This is a genomic window from Variovorax sp. PBL-E5, assembly GCF_901827185.1.
Taxonomy (GTDB): domain Bacteria; phylum Pseudomonadota; class Gammaproteobacteria; order Burkholderiales; family Burkholderiaceae_C; genus Variovorax.
On record NZ_LR594673.1, the window covers coordinates 214,192 to 232,770 of the forward strand.

The 18,579-nt window shown below is 68.3% G+C and carries 18 protein-coding genes; 1 reads left to right on the plus strand and 17 read right to left on the minus strand.

Features of this window, described 5'->3' with window-relative positions:
• Positions 1-5: 5 nt before the first annotated feature.
• From WDLP6_RS32925 to WDLP6_RS32935, 3 genes are read right to left on the minus strand one after another with little or no spacing between them, the layout of a single operon-like run.
• On the minus strand, positions 6-1,583 hold the full coding sequence (locus WDLP6_RS32925; RefSeq protein WP_162595488.1) for an acyl-CoA carboxylase subunit beta: 1,578 nt from the start codon (positions 1,581-1,583) through the stop codon (positions 6-8).
• Positions 1,584-1,594: 11 nt separating this feature from the next.
• On the minus strand, positions 1,595-2,806 hold the full coding sequence (locus tag WDLP6_RS32930; RefSeq protein ID WP_162595491.1) for a CaiB/BaiF CoA transferase family protein: 1,212 nt from the start codon (positions 2,804-2,806) through the stop codon (positions 1,595-1,597).
• A gap of 13 nt (positions 2,807-2,819) precedes the next feature.
• Positions 2,820-3,791: a Bug family tripartite tricarboxylate transporter substrate binding protein gene (locus WDLP6_RS32935; RefSeq protein WP_162595492.1), complete on the minus strand. Its 972-nt coding sequence runs from the start codon at positions 3,789-3,791 to the stop codon at positions 2,820-2,822.
• A gap of 140 nt (positions 3,792-3,931) precedes the next feature.
• Between WDLP6_RS32935 and WDLP6_RS32940 the strand changes: the two genes are divergently transcribed.
• Positions 3,932-4,897 (plus strand): LysR family transcriptional regulator, encoded by a 966-nt coding sequence (locus WDLP6_RS32940; RefSeq protein ID WP_162571855.1) that lies wholly within the window; start codon positions 3,932-3,934, stop codon positions 4,895-4,897.
• Positions 4,898-4,916: 19 nt separating this feature from the next.
• Here the strand turns inward: WDLP6_RS32940 and WDLP6_RS32945 are convergent, their stop codons facing one another.
• The 14 genes from WDLP6_RS32945 to WDLP6_RS33005 form a co-directional block, all read right to left on the minus strand.
• Positions 4,917-5,474, minus strand: a complete 558-nt coding sequence (locus WDLP6_RS32945; RefSeq protein ID WP_162595493.1) for a MarR family winged helix-turn-helix transcriptional regulator — start codon at positions 5,472-5,474, stop codon at positions 4,917-4,919.
• A 1-nt stretch (position 5,475) separates the two neighbouring features.
• Positions 5,476-7,047 carry an acyl-CoA carboxylase subunit beta gene (locus tag WDLP6_RS32950; RefSeq protein ID WP_162595494.1) on the minus strand — a complete coding sequence of 524 codons (1,572 nt, stop codon included), beginning with the start codon at positions 7,045-7,047 and terminating at the stop codon, positions 5,476-5,478.
• 12 nt (positions 7,048-7,059) lie between these two features.
• Complete coding sequence (locus WDLP6_RS32955; RefSeq protein WP_232077674.1) at positions 7,060-8,301, minus strand: CaiB/BaiF CoA transferase family protein; 1,242 nt, start codon at positions 8,299-8,301, stop codon at positions 7,060-7,062.
• Positions 8,298-9,314 (minus strand): Bug family tripartite tricarboxylate transporter substrate binding protein, encoded by a 1,017-nt coding sequence (locus WDLP6_RS35305; protein WP_162595498.1) that lies wholly within the window; start codon positions 9,312-9,314, stop codon positions 8,298-8,300. Before WDLP6_RS35305 ends, WDLP6_RS32955 begins: the two co-directional genes overlap by 4 nt.
• 1 nt (position 9,315) lies before the next feature.
• A complete protein-coding gene (locus WDLP6_RS32960) occupies positions 9,316-9,537 on the minus strand; it encodes an acetyl-CoA carboxylase biotin carboxyl carrier protein subunit (protein ID WP_162571860.1) in 222 nt (73 codons plus the stop codon).
• A 40-nt stretch (positions 9,538-9,577) separates the two neighbouring features.
• Positions 9,578-10,930, minus strand: a complete 1,353-nt coding sequence (locus WDLP6_RS32965) for an acetyl-CoA carboxylase biotin carboxylase subunit (RefSeq protein ID WP_162595500.1) — start codon at positions 10,928-10,930, stop codon at positions 9,578-9,580.
• A gap of 1 nt (position 10,931) precedes the next feature.
• Complete coding sequence (locus WDLP6_RS32970; protein WP_162571862.1) at positions 10,932-12,464, minus strand: acyl-CoA carboxylase subunit beta; 1,533 nt, start codon at positions 12,462-12,464, stop codon at positions 10,932-10,934.
• A gap of 13 nt (positions 12,465-12,477) precedes the next feature.
• The gene (locus WDLP6_RS32975) at positions 12,478-13,455 is read right to left on the minus strand and encodes a Bug family tripartite tricarboxylate transporter substrate binding protein (RefSeq protein WP_162571863.1); all 978 of its coding nucleotides are present in this window, start codon (positions 13,453-13,455) and stop codon (positions 12,478-12,480) included.
• Between the two features lie 173 nt (positions 13,456-13,628).
• Positions 13,629-14,021, minus strand: coding sequence for a DUF1801 domain-containing protein (locus WDLP6_RS32980; RefSeq protein WP_443083485.1), 393 nt, complete (start codon positions 14,019-14,021; stop codon positions 13,629-13,631).
• Between the two features lie 49 nt (positions 14,022-14,070).
• Positions 14,071-14,766: an ABC transporter ATP-binding protein gene (locus WDLP6_RS32985; RefSeq protein WP_162595501.1), complete on the minus strand. Its 696-nt coding sequence runs from the start codon at positions 14,764-14,766 to the stop codon at positions 14,071-14,073.
• Positions 14,738-15,559: an ABC transporter ATP-binding protein gene (locus WDLP6_RS32990; protein WP_162595503.1), complete on the minus strand. Its 822-nt coding sequence runs from the start codon at positions 15,557-15,559 to the stop codon at positions 14,738-14,740. The genes WDLP6_RS32985 and WDLP6_RS32990 overlap by 29 nt, the downstream gene beginning before the upstream one ends.
• Entirely contained in the window at positions 15,556-16,425 is an 870-nt protein-coding gene (locus tag WDLP6_RS32995; protein WP_162595504.1) for a branched-chain amino acid ABC transporter permease, read from the minus strand. The genes WDLP6_RS32990 and WDLP6_RS32995 overlap by 4 nt, the downstream gene beginning before the upstream one ends.
• Positions 16,426-16,429: 4 nt before the next feature.
• Positions 16,430-17,317: a branched-chain amino acid ABC transporter permease gene (locus tag WDLP6_RS33000; protein ID WP_162595506.1), complete on the minus strand. Its 888-nt coding sequence runs from the start codon at positions 17,315-17,317 to the stop codon at positions 16,430-16,432.
• Between the two features lie 95 nt (positions 17,318-17,412).
• Entirely contained in the window at positions 17,413-18,573 is a 1,161-nt protein-coding gene (locus WDLP6_RS33005; protein WP_162595508.1) for an ABC transporter substrate-binding protein, read from the minus strand.
• Positions 18,574-18,579 lie beyond the last annotated feature (6 nt).

Genomic DNA, 18,579 nt, shown 5'->3' on the forward strand with positions numbered 1-18,579 from the left:
CCGGCTCATCGCATGCCGCGCAGCTTCACGCCCAGCCGGGTCGCGCAGACCGCGTAGGCATCGCGCACCCAATCGCACAGCAAGGGTCGCGTGGTCGCGGGCTCGATCACGTCGACGACGCCGAAGCGCTCCGCCGTCCGCAGCGGCGATCCGATCTTGTGGAACAGCGTCTCGAGTTCGAGCCGGCGCGCCTCGGGGTCGGCGGCGGCTTCGAGCTCGCGCCGGTAGGCCGCCGCGACGCCGCCTTCCACCGGCACCGATCCCCAGCGCGCCGATGGCCACGCGAAACGGTGCGGCAAGGCCATGCCGCCCGGCCCGACCCAGGGACTGAGCATGCCGCCGGCGAGGCCGAAGCAGCGGCGGATGACGATCGCGATCCAGGGGATGGACGATTGCTCCATCGCGGCCTGGGCGCGCAGCACCGCGGCCAGGGTTCCTTCGCGCTCGGCGTCCGGGCCGGTCATCGAGCCGGGTTGGTCCACCAGGTTGACCATCGGCAGATGGAAGGTGTCGCAGAGATCGATGAAGCGCTCCATCTTCTGCGCCGCCGCGCGCGTCAGCGCGCCGCCCATCACGACCGGGTTGTTGATCATCACGCCGACGGCATGCCCGTCCAGCCGAGCCAGGCAGGTGACGAGCGATCCGCCGAACTGCGGGGAAATCTCGAACACCGATTCGCGATCGAAGACCGCAGCAAGGATCTTGCGCGGCTCGAAGACCTTGCGCCGCTCGGCGGGAATGGCGTCGTTCAGGGACGGCTCGGACCGCGCCGCAGGATCGGTGCATGCCACGACCGGCGGCTGCGCGAAAACGTGCTGCGGCAGGAAGGACAGGAAGCGGCGCGCCTGGTCGAGGGCCTCCGCTTCGGTCGCCGCGCTGTTGTTGATCACGCCACTGGTCTTGTGAACACCCCAGCCGCCGAGTTCTTCCTTGCCGACGGTCAGGCCGAGCGCCTGTTTCACGACGGGCGGGCCGCCAGCGAAGACCTGTGCCTGGCCGCGCACCATCACGGAGAAATGCGAACTGCAGGCCCGGATCGCACCCAGCCCCGCTGCCGGGCCCAGCACGATGCCCACCACGGGCGCCAGCATCAGCAGTTGCGTGGAAGGCAGCAGCGCATAGCCCGGGATCTTCGTGAAGCCCAGCTGCTGCGTCAGGTTCACGCTGCCGCCCGCACTGTGCACCAGCCGCACCAGCGGCAGCCGGTATTCATGGGCGTAGCGATCGGCGTAGATCCATTTCTCGGCCACGGTCGCTTCCGAGGAGCCGCCGCGCAGGGTGAAGTCGTCGGAGGCCACGACGGTCTTGCGCGCGCCCACCTGCGCCAGCCCGATGACGTGCGCCGAGGGTGTGAACGATTCGAGGTCTCCGGACGGGCCGTAGCGCCCCTTGCCGGCCAACGCGCCGAACTCCCGGAAGCTGCCTGCATCCACGAGGCGGTCGATGCGCTCGCGCGCATTCATCATGCCGAGCTCGCGCGTGCGCGCGAGATTCCCGGCCCCGCCCATCCGGGCTGCGGTCGCGCGCCTGGCATCGATGTCCTCGAGCTCGGCATTCCACTGTTGTGAAGGAAACTGAGGCATGGCGCGATCGATCAGGCGCACGCGGGCCGGAAGACGACCCGGCGCGCGATCAGCTCGCCGATGGCTTCCGCGCTGTAGCCGAGTTCGCCGGCCAGTATGTCGGTGCTGTCGGCGCCGGCTTCGTGGCCGGCCCATCGAACGCTGCCCGGCGTGTCCGACAGCTTCGGCACGATCCCTTGCTGGCGTGCCGACCCCAGCACCGGATGGGGCACGTCGATCAGCATCTGGCGCGCCTTGAAATGCGGATCGTCGAACACGTCGGGCAAGGTGAAGACGCGCGAGCAAGGCACTTCGGCTTCGATCAGCCTGCGCTCCACCTCCGCGCCGGTGTGCGGCCGCGTCCACTCGGCCACCGCCTCGTCGAGCTCGGCCGCGTGCTGGCCGCGCAGGCGAACGCTGGCGAAGCGCGGGTCGACCGCCAGCGGCTCGCGCGCCATGGCCCGCAGCAAGCGGGCGAAGGTCGCGTCGTTGTTCGCCGCGATGAGCACATAGCCGTCGGTCGTCGGATAGAGGCTATTGGGTGCGACGTTCGGCAGGCTGGGCCCCTGGCGCGCAGGCACGTGCCCGAGCTTGTCGAAGGCCGGCACGAAACCTTCCATCATCGAGAAGGCGGTCTCGTACAGCGCCGCGTCCACCAGTTGGCCGCGGCCCGTCGACTGGCGATGGAACAAGGCCATCATGGCGCCGAAGGCGCTGTAGATCGCAGTGAGGTAATCGGTCGTCGCGAGCGCGACGCGGCTCGGCGGGCGATCGGGGTCGCCGGTCAGGTCGCGCACGCCCGCGAAGGCGTCGCAGATGGCCCCATAGCCCGGGCGCGATGCATAAGGCCCGGTCTGGCCGTAGCCGCTGATGCGCACCATCACCAGCCGGGGATTGGCCGCATGCAAGCTGTCGTAGTCGAAGCCGAGGCGCTCCATCACGCCGGGGCGGTTGTTCTCCAGCATGACGTCGGCCTTGGCCAGCAGCTCGTGCAGGATGCGCTTGCCGTCGGGCGTCTTGAGGTCCACCGCGATGCTGCGCTTGCCGCGCTGGATCGAAATGGCCTGCAAGGACACGCCCTCCGAGAACATGCCCATCTGGCGCACCGGATCGCCCTCCGGCGGCTCGACCTTGATCACGTCGGCGCCGAAGTCCGCGAGCAGCCTGCCGCATGCCGGGCCGGCGAAGGTGTTGCACAGCTCGATCACGCGCACGCCGGCCAGGGGCCCGCGCGTCTCCTTCATGGTGTCGCTCATGTCAGTTCTGACCCAACTTGAGCTCCTTGACCAGCGGCGCCAGTTCCGTGCGCTCGCGGTCGAAATAGTCGATGGTCTTGGCCTGGTTCATGTAGAGAGGCTTGGCGCCGTTGCGCGCGAGCAGCGCCTGCCATTCGGGGTCGTTGGAAAGTTTCTCGATCGCGCCTTCCCAGAAACGCACCGCCTGCGGCGGCACGTCCTTGGGCAGCATCAGGCCGTACACCGAACTGAAGCTCGAATCCACGCCCTGCTCGCGCCACGTCGGGACATGCGCGAAGACGCCATCGAGGCGCTCCGCGGACGACACCGCCAGGGGCCGCACGCTGCCGGCCGACACCATGCCCACCAGATTGGGCGTGCTGGCCGGAACGGCGTCCACGTAGCCGCCCAGCAAGGCCGTGAGCGCCTCCGCCGAGGAGCGGTACGGCGCGAGCGTCAGCCTGCCGAGGTCGACGCCCGCCGCCTTCAGCGGCTTGGCCAGCGAGATCAGCACGTGATGCCCGAGATAGCCGAAACGCACGCTCGCGGGATCCCGCTTCAGGCTGGCGACCAGATCGCCGGCGCTCTGGAGGCTGGAATCCGATCGCACCGTGACCGCCATCGTCTCGCGCAGGAACAGGGCCACCGGCGTGAAATCCGAAAAGCCCAGCTTCAACTCGCCGGTGAGATGGGAGATCGTGATGCCGGTATAGGACAGGGTGAGCACGTGCGGATTGCCCGGCCGCTGCTGCAGGCTTTGCAGCGCGATGACGCCCGTGCCGGACGGCCGGTTCACGACCACCCAGGACTGGCCGTTGAGCATGTCGTGTTTCGCCAGCAGATGGCCCATGGCCCGGACGTACTGGTCTGCCGCGCCACCGGGACCGGAAGGCACGACGAATTCGATGGGCGCCGTCGGCTTCCACTCCTGCGCGTGTGCCGATACGCAGCCCCACGCGATGCCGAGCGCGGCAAGCCCTGCCAACTTGATCATCTGATGTCTCCTGCTTGTACTGCCCTGCCCTGCCCTGCGCCGCGCCTGCAAGTTCTCGCCCTTCGCGCATCCGGCCACTCTAGGCAGCAGTGCCGCAGCCCACAAGCTAAAATTTCTTAGCGATTCACAAGGAAACGCTTATGAATTCCAGCGAACCCCTTGCCCGCCCGAGATCCATCGACGTGAGTCTTCGGCAGCTTCGCGCTTTCGCCACCGTGGCTCAGCTCGGCAGCTTCGTGGAGGCCTCGCGCGCATTGCACGTCACGCCTGCGGCATTGAGCATCGTGGTGGCCGAACTCGAGGCCTCGCTCGGTTTTCGCGTCTTCGACAGAACGACGCGGCGCGTGCGCCTGTCCGGTCCCGGCGAGCAGTACCTGCCCTTTGCCGAGCGGATCCTCGCGGACGTCGAAGGCGCGCGCCGATGGGCGAGCGACCTGCGCGACCAGAAGACCGGGGTGGTCCGCATGGCCACGAGCCAGGTCGTCACCTGGGCCCTCATGCCGCCCCTGTTCGCCGCCTTTCGGCAGTCGCGGCCGGATGTGCGGCTCGAGCCGATGGACCTGGGCGTCGACGAGATCTTCCCGGCCCTGGAGCAGGGACGCGCGGACATCGGCATCACGCTGAGCACGTCGGTCGGCCCGGCCCTGCGTGCCACGCCGGCCTTCGATTCGCGCGTTCACGTGGTGTGCCGCAGCGACGGCCGCTGGGGCAGGCGCAAGAGCCTGCGATGGTCGGAACTGGCGGGCGAGCCGCTCGTCTTCACCGGCATCGACACCCCGGCGCGCATCAACGCCGAACTCGGCGGCACGCCGGTCCTCGAGGCCGCCTGGCAGGTCGCCCACACCGGCACCGCCCTGGCGCTGGTGGCCAGCGGATTCGGCAGCGCCATCTGTGCGGGCTACGTGCGCCCGATGACGAACATCCACAACCTGCGCATGCTGCCGATGACCCATCCGGTGGTGGTGCGCTCCATGAGCATCTACACCAGCCGCGCGCGCACGGGCGTGCCGGCGGTGGAGGCGATGCGGGAGTTCCTGCAAAGCCAGTTTTCGCGGGCCCGCGGGGGCTTCGTGGAATCCCTGCTGCCGAAGCTGCCCGGCGCCTAGAGATGCGCGGTCGATCGCCTCAGGCCCGGTCGGCGCCCTTCGAGTCCGCAGGCTCGCCGCGGTAGGCAATCATGGACAGCGCATCGCGCACGACGGTCATCTGCTCGTTGCCGATCAGCCGCGCGTACTCCCTTTCGATCTGGGCAATGCATTTGTGCATGTGCGTCATGTATTCCAACCCGGCCTCGGTGAAGCGCACGAGCGATGCGCGTCCGTCGGCGCCGTCCGCGTCGCGGCAGAGCAGGCCTTCGTCCTCGAGATCCTTCACCATGCGCGCGACCGCCTGCTTGGTCACGCCGAGCCGGCGGGCCAGATCGATGCTGCGCGTGCCGTGGACGTCGATATAAGGCAAGAGGCGCCCGCGCGCCTGGAGCGCCGCATTGTCCGGGCCGTTCATCTTCTCGGACAGGCGGGCGATGAAGTCCTGGCGCGCCAGCAGCAGCAGCCGTCCGATGCCATGGCGCCGCGATTTCTGGAGGGCGGTGATCTGGGCGCGGGTGAACATGCGCGGCAATATAGCATCGCGCCGCCGTACCGAATCCTGGGTGTCGGCGACGCATCCGGCGCTGTCCTGCACCTCAGCGCATCGTTCGCGGCCGGGGCCCCAGCGCGTGCAGCGTGAGCGCGCGCGCGTCTTCGGCCCAGCGGCACAGGAGCGGCCGCGTGCTCGCCGGCTCGATCACGTCGACGATGCCGAATCGCTCCGCGGTGCGGAACGGCGAACTCAGCTGGTGGTACTCGTCCTCAAGGCCCGAGCGGGTGGCGATCGGGTCCGGCGAGGCTTCGATCTCCCTGCGGTAGGCCGCCGCGACACCGCCCTCGATCGGTATCGAACCCCAGCGCGCCGAGGGCCAGGCGAAGCGGTGCGGCAATGCGGTGCCGCCCGGGCCGAACTTCGGGCTCAGCATCGCGCCGGCCAACCCGAAGCAGCGGCGCAGCACGATCGCGCACCAGGGCACCGACGACTGCTCGATGGCAGCACCCGCGCGCAGCGTGGCATACATGGTGCCGTCGCGTTCGGCCTCCAGTCCGGTCATGGTGCCCGGCTGGTCCACGAGGTTGACGATCGGCAAGTGGAAGGTGTCGCAGAGATCGACGAAGCGTTCCATCTTCAGTGAAGCCGCGCGCGTCAACGCGCCACCCATCACCACCGGGTTGTTGATCATCACGCCGACCGGGATGCCGTTCAGACGCGCGAAGAAGGTCAGCAGCGAGGCGCCGAAGTGCGGCTGCATCTCGAACGCCGATTCGCGGTCGAACAGCGCGGCGACGATCTTGCGCGGCGCGAAGATCTTGCGCCGGTCGCGCGGAATGGCATCGTTGAGCCAGGCATCGGCGCGCTCCGCCGGGTCGTCGCCGGGCGTGCGCGGCGGTGCCTCCCAGACGTTGGCCGGCAGATAGGAAAGAAAGCGCCGGGCCAGGGCAAAGGCCTCGGCTTCGGTGTCGGCCGCGTTGTGCACGACGCCGCTCACGCGATGGACCTCGTAGCCGCCGAGCGATTCCTTGTCGATGTCGTGGCCCAGCGCCTGCTTCACCACGGGCGGTCCGCCCGCGAAGACCTGGCTCTTGCCCTTCAGCATGATGGAGAAATGGGCCTGCGCGGAACGGATCGCACCCAGGCCCGCGCACGCGCCCATCGCAATGCCCACCACCGGCGAGCGGCCGAGCAGCTGCGCGCCCGGCAGAAAGGCATAGCCCGGAATCTTCGTGTGGCCCGTCTGCTTGAGCAGCTTCACGCTGCCGCCGGCGGTGTCGACCATGCGCACGATCGGCTTGCGGTACTCGTAGGCGTAGCGGTCGGCATAGACCCATTTCTCCGCGACCGCGGCCTCGGAAGAGCCGCCGCGGATCGTGAAGTCGTCGGAGATCACCACCACCGAGCGGCGATCGATCTCGGCCAGGCCCATGACCTGCGTCGACGGCGTGACCGCGTCCAGCGTGCCATCGGCGTGGTAGCGCCCCTTGCCGGCGAGCGCTCCCATTTCGCGGAACGAGCCGGCGTCGACCAGCGCGTCGACGCGTTCGCGCGCGTTCAGCCGCCCTACGGCCTGCCACTTCGCGATGGCTTCGGGGCCGCCCATCTGCGCTGCGAATCCGCGTCGCACCTCCAGCTCGGCCAGCTCCTGGCCCCACTCCTTGCTTGCATTCATCGGTGTGTGTCCTCAGAGGCTTTCGACCGTCGACGTGGTTCTCACCACGCCGGCGTCGACGAGTGCGGCGATGACGTCCGGCGCGAGCGCCAGGTCGTCGCGCAGGACCGATTCCGTGTCCGCGCCGAGTTCGGGCCCGGTGTGCCGGATGCGGCCCGGCGTGGCCGAGAGCTTCGGCACCACCCCGGTCTGCCGGACTTCGCCGAGCACCGGATGCGGCACACGCGCGATCATGTCGCGCGCCGCGTAATGCGGGTCGTCGAAGATGTCCTGGATCGTGAAGACCCGCGATGCCGGAACGCCGGCGTCCTGCAGCAGCTTCTCGATCACCGGCCCATCGAAGCCGCGGGTCCAGTCGGCGACCATCGCGTCCAGGCTTTGCATGTTCGCCTTCAGGCCGCGGCTGCGGATGGTGGCGTAGCGCGGATCCGTCAGAAGGTCGGGACGGTCCATCACCTGGATGAGGCGTTCGTAGGTCGATCGGCTGTTGGCAGCGATCAGCACGTAGCCGCCCTCGCGGGTCGGATAGAGGCTGTTCGGCGCCATCGACGGCAGGTTCGGACCCTGGCGGATCGGGATATTGCCCAGCTTGTCGTAGGCCGGCACGACCGACTCCATCTGCGAGAACGCGGCCTCGTAGAGTGCGACGTCCACCACCTGCCCGAAGCCCGTGCGATCCCGGTGCCGCAGCGCGGCCAGGATGCCGAAGGCGGCATAGACCGAGCTCAGGTAGTCGGTGGTGGCCAGGGCGACCCGCGACGGCGGGCGGTCCGGGTCGCCGGTGAGATGGCGCACGCCGCCGAAGGCTTCGCAGATGGCGCCGTAACCGGGCAGTTGCGAACTGGGGCCGTCCTGGCCGTAGCCGCTGATGCGGGCATAGACGATGTCCGGTTTGATCTTCTTCGCAGCCTCGTAGCCGAGCCCCATGCGCTCGAGCACGCCGGGGCGGTTGTTCTCGAGCACCACGTCGACCTGCGCGATCAGGGCCAGCGCCAGCGCCACGCCTTCGCTGTTCTTGAGATCGATCACCATCGAGCGCTTGCCGCGCAGGATCGAGGCCGCATAGAGCGCCACGTCGCCGACGTGGTTGCCGAGCTGGCGCACCGGATCGCCATCGGGCGGCTCGATCTTGATGACGTCGGCGCCGAAGTCGGCGAGCAGCCGGCCGCAGGCCGGGCCGGCGATGGTGGTGCAGATCTCGAGCACGCGCACGCCATCGAGGGCGTTGGGGGAGGAAGCTGCCGCCGCGTTCAACTGACCATCCCCAGTGCGTGCAGCAGGCGCGACGATTCCTCGAGTTCGCTCGCCACGAAGGCCCGCGCCTGCGCGTGGTCCATGAAGCGCGGCGTCACCTCGTATTCCTGCAAGGTCGCCGCCCATTCGGGCGAGCGCGAAAGCTCGCGAAAGCGCTCGTCCCAGAAGGCGATCTGCTCGGCCGTGATCCGGGGCGGAAAGAGAATGCCTTCCACCGAGGTGTAGACGCTGTCGATGCCCTGCTCCTTCCATGTGGGCACATGGGCCAGCGCGCCCGGCAGGCGCGCGGCGGACGACACGGCGATCACGCGCAGCGCGCCGCTCGTCACGCCGGTCACCAGGTTGGCCGCACTGGCGGAGACGACATCGACGTGGTCGCCGCGCAGCGCGACGACCGACTCCGCCGAGGAACGGAAAGGCGCGACCGTCAGCTTCTCGGTCGCGACACCCGCCAGCTTCAGCGGCTTCAGGATCGCGATGTGGATGTGGTTGTTGAGCCCCGGCGCCACCGCGATGCGCAGCGACCCCGGATCCTTCTTCAGGCGCGCGACCATGTCGGCGGCGTTCCTGATCGGCGAATCGGCTTTCACCGCGACCACCAGGGCCTCTTCGAAAAGGATCGGCCCGATCGTGAAGTCCTTCAGCAGGTCGTGCTTGTAGTCGCCCAGGATCTGCCCGAGCATGAAGCCGGTCGAGAGCATCGTGAAGATGTCCGCGTCGCCCGGGCGCTGCACCACCGGCGCGGCCGCGATCATCCCCTGCCCGCCGGGCCGGTTGGTGATGATCATGGCCTGGCCGCCGAGCGAATCGTGGGTGTCGAAGAACTTCTTCATCACCCGGCCATAGATGTCGACGGCGCCGCCGGCGGCCGAGGGGATCACGTATTCGACCTGGCCGGTCGGCTTCCACGCGGCCGCGCGCGCATTCGCGCCCAGCAGCGAGCCGAGCAGCACGGCCAGGGTGCCGCGCCGGTTCAATGCGGGGCCGGTGGCGAGGGTGGGCGAATGCGTCATGTCAGGCCTCGACGATCGCCACGACCTGGCCGTCTTCGACCGCATCGCCTTCGGCCACGAGGACCTCGACCAGCGTTCCTTCGTCCGCGCTGAACACCGGGATTTCCATCTTCATGGATTCGACCACCATGATCGATTCATCGGGCGTGACCCGGCTGCCCGGGCTCGCTTGCAGCTTCCACACCTTGCCCGTGACTTCGGACTTGATTTCTATTCTGGCCATGGGATGAAGGTTCCTTGAATGCGTAGTGATGAGACAGTGATCAGGCGGCGCTGCCTTGCAGCACTTGCGCCGCCAGTCCGGTATGGACGTGGCCCGAACGGAATGGGGCGGACATCAGCATGCGGCGCAGGAACGGCAGGTTGTTCTTGACGCCGGCGATCTCCGTCGCGTCGATGGCCTCGACCAGGCGATCGATCGCGGCTTCGCGATGCTCGGCATGGACGATGAGCTTGGCGATCAGCGGGTCGTACCAGGGCGTGACGACGCTGCCCTCGGCATAGCCGGTTTCGACGCGCAGTCCCGGGCCGCTCGGAAAGCGCAGGGTCCGCAGCGTGCCGGGCGACGGGAAGAAACGCACCGGGTCTTCCGCATAGATGCGCACTTCGATGGCATGCCCGCGCACGGCGATGTCCGCGGGCAGCACCGAGGCCAGCGGCTCGCCGGCCGCCAGACGAATCTGCGAAACGACCAGGTCGATGCCCGTGATCTCCTCGGTGACCGCATGCTCGACCTGCAGCCGGGTGTTCATCTCCAGGAACTGGAACGCGTCGGCGGCGCCGTAGAGCGTCTCGACCGTGCCGATGACGTCGTAGCGCAGCGTGTGCAGGATCTCGGTCATGCGGTCCGCCGCCTTCAGGATCGCGGCGCGCGGGATCAGGGGTGCGGGAGACTCCTCGATCAGCTTCTGGTGGCGACGCTGCACCGAGCAATCGCGTTCGAAGAGATGGCGGATGTGGCCCTGCCGATCGGCGAGCACCTGGAACTCGATGTGCCGCGGCGAAAGCATCAGCTCTTCGAGGTAGAGCTCCGCGTTGCCGAAGCTGCGGGCGGCGAGCGTGCGCGCGCGCTCGACCGCGACGCGCAATTCCTCGGGCGAATGGGCCGCCAGCATCCCGATGCCACCGCCGCCGGTGGCCGGCTTCACCAGCACCGGGAAGCCGATGCGCTCGGCGGCCCGCAGGGCCTCGTCCATGTCGTCGGCCAGCAATCCCGAGCTGCGGGCCATCGGCATGCCGTGGCGCGCCATGAGATCGCGCGCCCGGGTCTTGTGCCCCATCGCATCGATCCAGCGCGGGCTCGGGCCGATGAAGGTCGCGCCGGTGGCATTCACGCGTTCGGCGAAGCCCGCGTTCTCGGAAAGAAAGCCGTAGCCGGGATGAAGCCCGTCCGCGCCCGAGCGGGCGAGCACGTCGAGCAGCTTGTCCTGGTTCAGGTAGCTCGCCTGCGGCTCGGGCGCACCGAGGCAGTAGCTTTCGTCGGCCTGCGCGAGATAGGGCAGATGGGCGTCGGCCTCCGAATAGACGGCGACGGAACGCACGCCGAGTTGCCGGAGGGCGCGCAGCACGCGCGCGGCGACGGCGCCGCGGTTGGCGACGATGACTTTGCTGAACATGTCAGTAGCTGGTGGGCCAGGTCCGCATGAGGTGCTCGCCGACGCCGCCGCTCATGCGCATCTCGTGGATTTCGAGCAGGCGCGTCAGGTAGGCGCGGGTCTCGGTCGGATCGATCACGGCGTGCGCGGCATTCGCCGCCGCCGCGTCGTAGGCCGTGGTGCCCTTGGTCATCTCGGCGAGCAGCTCGGCATGGCGCTCGGGATCGTCGGCCTGCGTCACGCCATGCACGATCGGCACGGCGGAGCGCGGATCCATGAAGTTGATCTCGGCGCTGAACCAGCACACGACCTCGTCCGCGTTGCCGCCGCCGCCCATGTTCAGCACCGCCTGCCCGTAGGACTTGCGCATCACCACCGAGATCTTCGGCACGGTCACCAGCGAGAGCGCATTCATCCAGTTCATGACGCGGCCGATGGCGCCCTTGCGCTCGCCCTCCACGCCGATCAGGAAGCCGGGCTGGTCGACCATGAACACCAGCGGGATGTTGAAGGAATCGCAGAGCACCAGGAAGCTCACCACCTTCTCGCAGGATTCGGGATCGATCGCGCCGCCCTTGGCCATCGGGTTGCTGGCGACGATGCCGACCGATCGGCCGTTCAGCCGCGCGAACGCGGTGACGATCGATTTGCCGAAGCGCGGCTTGAGCTCGAACACGCTGTCGAGGTCGTAGATGAGCGCGAGGATCTTGCGCACGTCGTAGACCTGCGTGCGCGACTCGGGAAGGATCTCGAGGATGCGGTGCGCGTTCTCGCCCGAACCCGGCGGCACCGCGGCCACCGGCGGCGGCTCGTTGCAATGCGATGGCAGGTAGGAAAGGAAGCGCGCGACCGCGGCAAGCGCCTCCTGGTCGGTGTCGACGGCGAGGTCGACCATGCCGGTCACCTCGGTGTGCAGCTTCCAGCCGCCCAGTGCCTCCGGGTCCACCGCTTCCGAGATGGCCATCGAGGTGAGCTTGGTGCTCGATACCGCCGTGATCGCGCCCTTGCGCATCACCACGAAGTCGGCGAGCGCGGCATACCATGACGACGAGCCGTAGCAATGGCCCAGCACCGCCGAAACCCAGGGCGTCTCGCGCATGCGCCGGTACTGCGTCGGCCTGTCACCGGCGCCGATGTTGGCTGCGCCCATGACGTCGGGCATGCGCGCGCCGGTGGATTCGCCGAGGAACACCATCGGCATGCCGCGCGTCGAGGCCACGCGTTTGACGCGGCCGACCTTGGCGGTGTTGACGGTGCTGCTCGACGCGCCCATGACGGTGAAGTCGTTGGACACGATCCCCACGTCGCGGCCGCCGATCTTCCCGTAGCCGGTGATCTTGCCGTCGGCCGGCGAGCGGCTGCGGACCTCTTCGCGGACCGAGGTGGCGAACAGGCCCGTCTCCAGGAAGCTGCCCGGCTCCACCAGCGCGGCGATGCGTTCGCGTGCATTGAGGATGCCTTCGCTGCGGCGCTCGGCCAGCTTCTTTTCTCCGCCCATGGCGAGTGCCGCCCGGGTGCGCTGCGCGTGCTCCGCAATCTGCTTGTCGAATTTCATGAGGGGCACGTTCCTACTTCTGCTCGCTGGCCAGGAGGCTCGGCACCCGCACCGCCAGCTTTTTCCAGGTGGCCAGGTCCCGCACCATCTGCTGGCGCAGCTCGCCCGGCTCGCCGGACACGGCCTGGGCACCGATGGCATCGAGCTTGGCGACGAACTGCGGATCGGACACCACCTTGCGCGTCGCGGCGTTGAGCCGGCCGAGCACCGCGGGCGGTGTCGAGGCCGGGGCCAGCAGCCCGTACCAGATGTCGATGTCGTAGTCGACGCCGACCTCGGAGAAGGTCGGCACATTCGGCAGGATCTTCTGCAGTCGCCTGGCGGACGTCACGCCGATGGCCTTGAGCTTGCCGCTCTGCACCTGGGGAAGCAGCACCGGCGTCAGCGCATAGACCATGTCGACCTGGCCGGCCACCGCATCGGTGGTGGCGGCCGCGCCGCCCTTGTAAGGCACATGCAGCACGTTGATCTGCGCCTGCGTCTTCATCAGCTCGACGTAGACGTTCAGCTGCGCGCTCGAGATGCTGAACTTGCCCGGCGATTTCTTCGCTGCGGCGATCAGCTCGCGGGTGTTCGAAAAAGGCGCCTTCGGATTCGCCGCGACCATGAACGGCACGCGCGCGATGAGGCTGACCGGCGCCAGTGCATGGATCGCATCGAAGTTGGGCTTGGGCCCGAAGACGCTGTTGAGCGGCGTGCCGCCGCTGCCGAAGAGCAGCGTGTAGCCGTCGCGCCTGGCCCGCACGACGTCCTCGGTGCCGATGTTCGTCGCGGCGCCAGGGCGGTTGTCGACCACGATCGGCTGGCCGAGTTCCTTGCCCAGGCCATCCGCATAGAGCCGGGCGATCAGGTCGGTCGATCCACCGGGCGGGTACGGCACGATCATGCGGATCGGCTGCTCTGGATAGGACTGTGCATGGGCAGCCCAAGGCCCGAACAAGGCGATGGCCGTCAGCCATGCACCCACGCGAAAGTAGTTGCGCCTTCTCATACGTCTCCTGATGCTTCGGGAAAGCAGTCCGTGCGCGGCCGCAGGGTGACAAGGCACGGTGCGCGCATCGGCTGGCAGGAGTGCGATGCTACGAGCGCATTCGCAAATAGTCAACATTGTTGACTTCTAGAGCGTGTTTCTCTGCGACGGCCTGGCTCACATGTGCCGGACGACTACCGGGCCGATGCGTTGTTCAGTGCGGCGGCGGCGCGGATGAGCGCCTTGAACGCATCCTCGTCGATCGCATCGCCCTCATGGAGATCGATCGCGCGCCGGGTATTGCCTTCGAGGCTCGAGTTGAACAGCCTCGAAGGATCCTCGAGCGCAGCGCCCTTGGCGAAAGTCAGCTTCACGGCGCGCTTGTAGGCCTCGCCGGTGCAGATGATGCCGTCGTGCGACCAGACCGGAACGCGCCACTTCCATTCCTCGACCACCTCGGGGTCCGCCTGCTTGATGAGTGCGCGCACGCGCGAGAGCGCCTTGCCGCGCCAGTCGTCCAGTTCCTGGATCCTCGCGTCGATCAGCCGGGATGGCGATTCGTCCTGGGTCGTTGCGCTCTTCTTCATGAGGCCGGATCTCCTTCGGATGTGGGTCCGTCCAGTCTATCCGCCAGCCCTAGGCCAGGTAGGCCTCCAGCACGCCGGCATCGGCACGCAGCGCGGCCACGGTGCCCTGCATCACGATCGATCCGCGCTTCATCAGGTACGCGTAGTCGCAGACCGACAGCGCGATCTCGGCATTCTGTTCCACCAGCAGGATCGACTGGCCCTGCCGATGCAGCGTGACGATGGCCTGGAAGACAAGGTCCACGATCGATGGCGCCAGGCCCATCGAGGGTTCGTCGAGCACCAGCATGCGCGGCTCGGTCATCAGCGCGCGGCCGATGGCCAGCATCTGCTGTTCGCCGCCGCTCATCAGGCCTGCGATCTGGCCGCGCCTTTCCTTCAGACGCGGAAAGAGATCGTAGACGCGCTCGATCAAATCGCGCGCGACGCCGCGCCCGGCGTAGCTGCTCAGCCTGAGGTTCTCTTCCACCGTGAGCGGCGCCACGATCATGCGGCCCTCCGGCACCAGCGCGAGACCACGGCGCACGACGCGATGGACCGGCAACGTGGAGATCTCCTCGCCATCGAGCCTGATCGAGCCGCGCACCGGCCGATGCAGGCCGGCGATGCTGCGCAGCGTGGTCGATTTGCCGGCGCCGTTGGCACCGAGGATGGCGACCATGCTGCTCGCCCCGACCTCGAAGCTGAGGTCGGTGACGGCGCGGATGGCGCCGTAGCTAGCGCAGAGCGCGGATACGGTCAGCATCGGCAGTGTTCCCGAAATAGGCGGCCTGCACATCGGGATGGGCGATGCAGTCGGCCGGTGTGCCATGGGCCAGCAGCCGGCCGAAGTTCATCACCGTGACGTGGTCGCAGAACTCCTTCACCAGGCGCACGTTGTGTTCAACCATCAGCACGGTCAGCCCGCCGTCGCGCAGGCTGTGCACCAGGCTGCCGATCTCGTTCGACTCCTGCACGTTCATCCCGGCGGTGGGCTCGTCGAGCAGCAGCAGCCGCGGGCCGGTGCCCAGCGCACGGGCGATCTCCACGCGGCGCTGTTCGCCATACGACAGCGTCTCCGCCAGCAGATGCGCCTGCCGGCCGAGCTGCACGCGTTCGAGCAGTTCGAAGGCGTGCTGCTCCACCGCCTTGCGCGCCGCGCGCGCTTTCGGCAGCCCGAGAAACGAGGCCCACAGCGAGGCGCCGCGCCGCACATAGCAACCGGCCATCACCTGCTCGAGCACCGTCATGCCGCTGAAGAGCCGCACGTTCTGGTACGTGCGCGCGATGCCGCGCGCCGCGATGTCGTGGGCCGGCGAGCGCTGGATCTCGGCACCGGCGAAGCGGATCGCGCCGCTGTCCGACGGGAGCAGTCCGGTGATGAGGTTGACCAGCGTGGTCTTGCCGGCGCCGTTCGGGCCCATGACGCCGGCGACACTGCCCGTGCGCACGCTCATCGACAACTCGGAGACCGCGGCGACGCCGCCGAAGTTCTTGCCGAGGGCTTGCACGTCCAGCAACAGCGGCGCGGCTGCCGCCGATTCGCCTGCGGCCGTCAAGACGCGTCTCCGCTCGTGCGCGCCGCGCGGCGCAGCCGGATCGCGCGCGGATCGACCAGCCCGCGCGGCAGGAAGATCATGATCAAGAGCAGCACGACGCCGTTCGCCACTTCCTGGAAGGCCGGCACGATCGCCTGCGCGATCACCGGCAGCGCGGTGAACACGGCCGCGCCGATGATGGAACCTACCCAGTGGTAGGACCCACCCAGCACCACCGCCGCGATCATGGTGAAGGCAATGTTGACGAAGTAGGTGTCGGGTGAAAGAAATTGAAGCACCAGCGCGAGCAGCATCCCGCCCAGGCCGCCGACCGCACCCGAGATCGCGAAGGCGATGGTCTGGATCCGCCGCGGCGCGATGCCCAGGCTCGATGCGACGGCCGGATCCTCGCGCACCGCATGCGCAGCGATGCCGTACCACGACACCGACAAGCGCCAGAACACCGCGACCGCCACGAGCAGCAGCAGGACCAGCACGCCGAGCGAAATGCCGACCGGCACGCTCAACCCGTTGACGCCGCCGGTCACGCCCGGCACGTTGATGACGACCACGCGCGTGATCAGGATCAGTGCCAGGCTGGCCAGCGCCATCCAGTGGCTCTCGAGGCGCAGGAAGATCAGCGCGACCACGTAGGCCAGCAGCGCGCCGGCCGCCGCCGCTGCGGGCAGCGCGATCATCGGGTCGATGCCCGTCTGCAGCACCAGTCGTGCGCCCAGGAAGCCGCCGGCGGCGGCGTAAGTCACGGTGGCGAAGCTGAGAATGCCGGCCGACAGCACCGCATAGGTGCTGAGCCCGAAGAAGGCGTTGACGATCGCGAACGCGACCGTGCTCTGGTACGCCCGCCAGAAATCGACGACAGCTTGCATCGCCTCAAGCCCGCGAGAAGCCGGCACTGCCGAACAGGCCGCGCGGACGCAGCAGCAGGAAGCTCAGCAGCAGCACGTAGGTGATGCCGTCGCGCAGCCCCGACGAAAGATACTGCGCCGACATCACCTCCAGCACGCCCAGCCCCACGCCGGCGACCGCGGTGCCGCGCACGTCGTCGTAGCCGCCCACCACCACCGCGGCAAAGCCCTTGAGCAACAGGCCTTCGCCCAGCAGGAACGAGACGTTGTGCGTGGTCACGCCGCCGAGCACGCCGGCCAGACCCGAGGTCGCGCCCGCGATGAAGGCGGTGATGATCACCACGTAGCGCGGATTGACGCCGCCCAGTGCGGCGGCCGTCTGGTTCCAGCCGACGGCCCGCATGGCCGCGCCGAAGCGGCTGCGGCGGATCAGCAGATGCAGGCCGAGCGTGACGGCGAGCATGGCCGCCACCGTGATGAGCTGCATCGCCGGCAGCGGGATCGCGCCGAGATGGAACATGGTCCCCGGATAGCTGCCGCGCGGAAAGCTCAGGCTCTGCTGCCCGGTGGCGGTGCCGGCCAGGCTGTCGAGGATGATCCAGAACGCGATGCTGGTGATGAGCGCGCCCAGCATGCCGCTGCCGCGCCGGCGCAGCGGCTGGAACGCGATCTGATCGACCACCACCGCCAGCAGTCCGCCCGCCAGCACCCCGACCCCCAGGGCCGGAATGAACGGCAGCTTCAACTGCTCGACAGCCGCCAGCGCCGCGATCGCGGCCCAGCTCGCATAGCTGCCATGCGCCGCGTTGAGGATCCCCAGGGTCGCGAAGACGATCCCGAATCCGAGACCGAACAGCGCATACAGCGAGCCGAGCGCGCAACCGTTGATGAGTTGCTCGAGGAAGAGTTCCATCTCAGTGGCCGCCCGGCCGCCCGAAGGGCGCTGAGCGCCCCCTCGGGGGGCAGCGATACACGCAGTGATGAGCGTGGGGGTACTTCATCCGCTGCTTACTTCGGCGGCGTCCAGGGCACGATCTTGCCGTCGGCCGACCAGGCCACGACCAGCGTGCCGGTGGTCTCGGCCTGCCCGTCCTTCATCACTTCGCCGCCGTAGACCTGGTGGTCGATCTTGCTCACTTTCGAGAGCGCCGTGGCCAGCGATTCGCGCGTCGGCGCGCCCGAGATCGACTTCAGTCCCTGGGCGATGAACCAGACCACCTGGTAGCCCTGCGCCGAATAGATGTCCGGCGGTGCATTGAACTTCTTCTGGTAGGCAGCGACGAAGGCCTTGGCTTCGGCAGACTCGACGATGGAGTCCGAGAAGCTGACCGGGAACGGCACACCCACCACCGAGTCACCCATCTTCTTGAAGATCGGCGCCGGCGACAGCACGTCGTTGCCGACGATGGTCTTGGCATAGCCGCGATCGTGCAGCGCGGTGATCGCGCCGGCTGCCGCGCCCTGCGTCGCGTAGACCAGGATCACGTCGGGCTTGAGGCCCATCGCCTGCGTCGCGGCGGCGGTGAAGTCGGTGTCCTTGGTCAGCACGTTGACGACGCCGGCGGTCGCCACGCCCTTGGCCTCGAGCGCCGTGCGCGTCGCATTCATGCGGCCCTTGAAGGCGTCGTTGTCGGCCGCGAGGATGTAGGCTGCGGTCTTCGGCTTGACCGCATCGACGACCTTCACCGCGGTGGCCGTGTCCTTCGGCCCGGGCAGGATCGTCATGCTGTAGATCCACGGCAGCTGCGGCAGGCCGGCGGCCGTCGCACCGAAGATCACCAGCGGCGTCTTGGCCTCGGTCACGATGGGCTTCAGCGAACCCGCGACCGGCGACAGGATGCAGCAGCTGATCGCCAGCACCGAGCGGTCGGCGATGAACTGGTTGGTGTTCTGGATCGCCCGCGCCGCATCGCTGCCGCTTTCCTTCGGATCGAGCACGATCGAGGCGCCGCCCAGATACTTGTTGGCCTTGACCTCCTCGGCCGCGAGCTGGGCACCGTTCCAGTAGGACTGGCCGGCCGAGGCGATCGCACCGGTGTTCTCGGTGATGAAGCCGACCTTGTATTCGCCCGCCGCCAGGCCCTGTGCGGACGCCGGTGCGCCCTGCACCGCCAGCGCGATCAACGCCGCGAACATCCAGGAACCATTCTGTCTGCGCCAGCTTCTCATTGCTTG

What these genes read in the sequence shown, in the direction of transcription:
- WDLP6_RS32925 (WP_162595488.1), bottom strand. Translation starts at nt 1,583, where the DNA reads ATGCCTCAGTTTCCTTCACAACAGTGGAATGCCGAGCTCGAGGACATC.
- WDLP6_RS32930 (WP_162595491.1), bottom strand. Translation starts at nt 2,806, where the DNA reads ATGAAGGAGACGCGCGGGCCCCTGGCCGGCGTGCGCGTGATCGAGCTG.
- WDLP6_RS32935 (WP_162595492.1), bottom strand. Translation starts at nt 3,791, where the DNA reads ATGATCAAGTTGGCAGGGCTTGCCGCGCTCGGCATCGCGTGGGGCTGC.
- WDLP6_RS32940 (WP_162571855.1), top strand. Translation starts at nt 3,932, where the DNA reads ATGAATTCCAGCGAACCCCTTGCCCGCCCGAGATCCATCGACGTGAGT.
- WDLP6_RS32950 (WP_162595494.1), bottom strand. Translation starts at nt 7,047, where the DNA reads ATGAATGCAAGCAAGGAGTGGGGCCAGGAGCTGGCCGAGCTGGAGGTG.
- WDLP6_RS35305 (WP_162595498.1), bottom strand. Translation starts at nt 9,314, where the DNA reads ATGACGCATTCGCCCACCCTCGCCACCGGCCCCGCATTGAACCGGCGC.
- WDLP6_RS32960 (WP_162571860.1), bottom strand. Translation starts at nt 9,537, where the DNA reads ATGGCCAGAATAGAAATCAAGTCCGAAGTCACGGGCAAGGTGTGGAAG.
- WDLP6_RS32965 (WP_162595500.1), bottom strand. Translation starts at nt 10,930, where the DNA reads ATGTTCAGCAAAGTCATCGTCGCCAACCGCGGCGCCGTCGCCGCGCGC.
- WDLP6_RS32970 (WP_162571862.1), bottom strand. Translation starts at nt 12,464, where the DNA reads ATGAAATTCGACAAGCAGATTGCGGAGCACGCGCAGCGCACCCGGGCG.
- WDLP6_RS32975 (WP_162571863.1), bottom strand. Translation starts at nt 13,455, where the DNA reads ATGAGAAGGCGCAACTACTTTCGCGTGGGTGCATGGCTGACGGCCATC.
- WDLP6_RS32980 (WP_443083485.1), bottom strand. Translation starts at nt 14,021, where the DNA reads ATGAAGAAGAGCGCAACGACCCAGGACGAATCGCCATCCCGGCTGATC.
- WDLP6_RS32985 (WP_162595501.1), bottom strand. Translation starts at nt 14,766, where the DNA reads ATGCTGACCGTATCCGCGCTCTGCGCTAGCTACGGCGCCATCCGCGCC.
- WDLP6_RS32995 (WP_162595504.1), bottom strand. Translation starts at nt 16,425, where the DNA reads ATGCAAGCTGTCGTCGATTTCTGGCGGGCGTACCAGAGCACGGTCGCG.
- WDLP6_RS33000 (WP_162595506.1), bottom strand. Translation starts at nt 17,317, where the DNA reads ATGGAACTCTTCCTCGAGCAACTCATCAACGGTTGCGCGCTCGGCTCG.
- WDLP6_RS33005 (WP_162595508.1), bottom strand. Translation starts at nt 18,573, where the DNA reads ATGAGAAGCTGGCGCAGACAGAATGGTTCCTGGATGTTCGCGGCGTTG.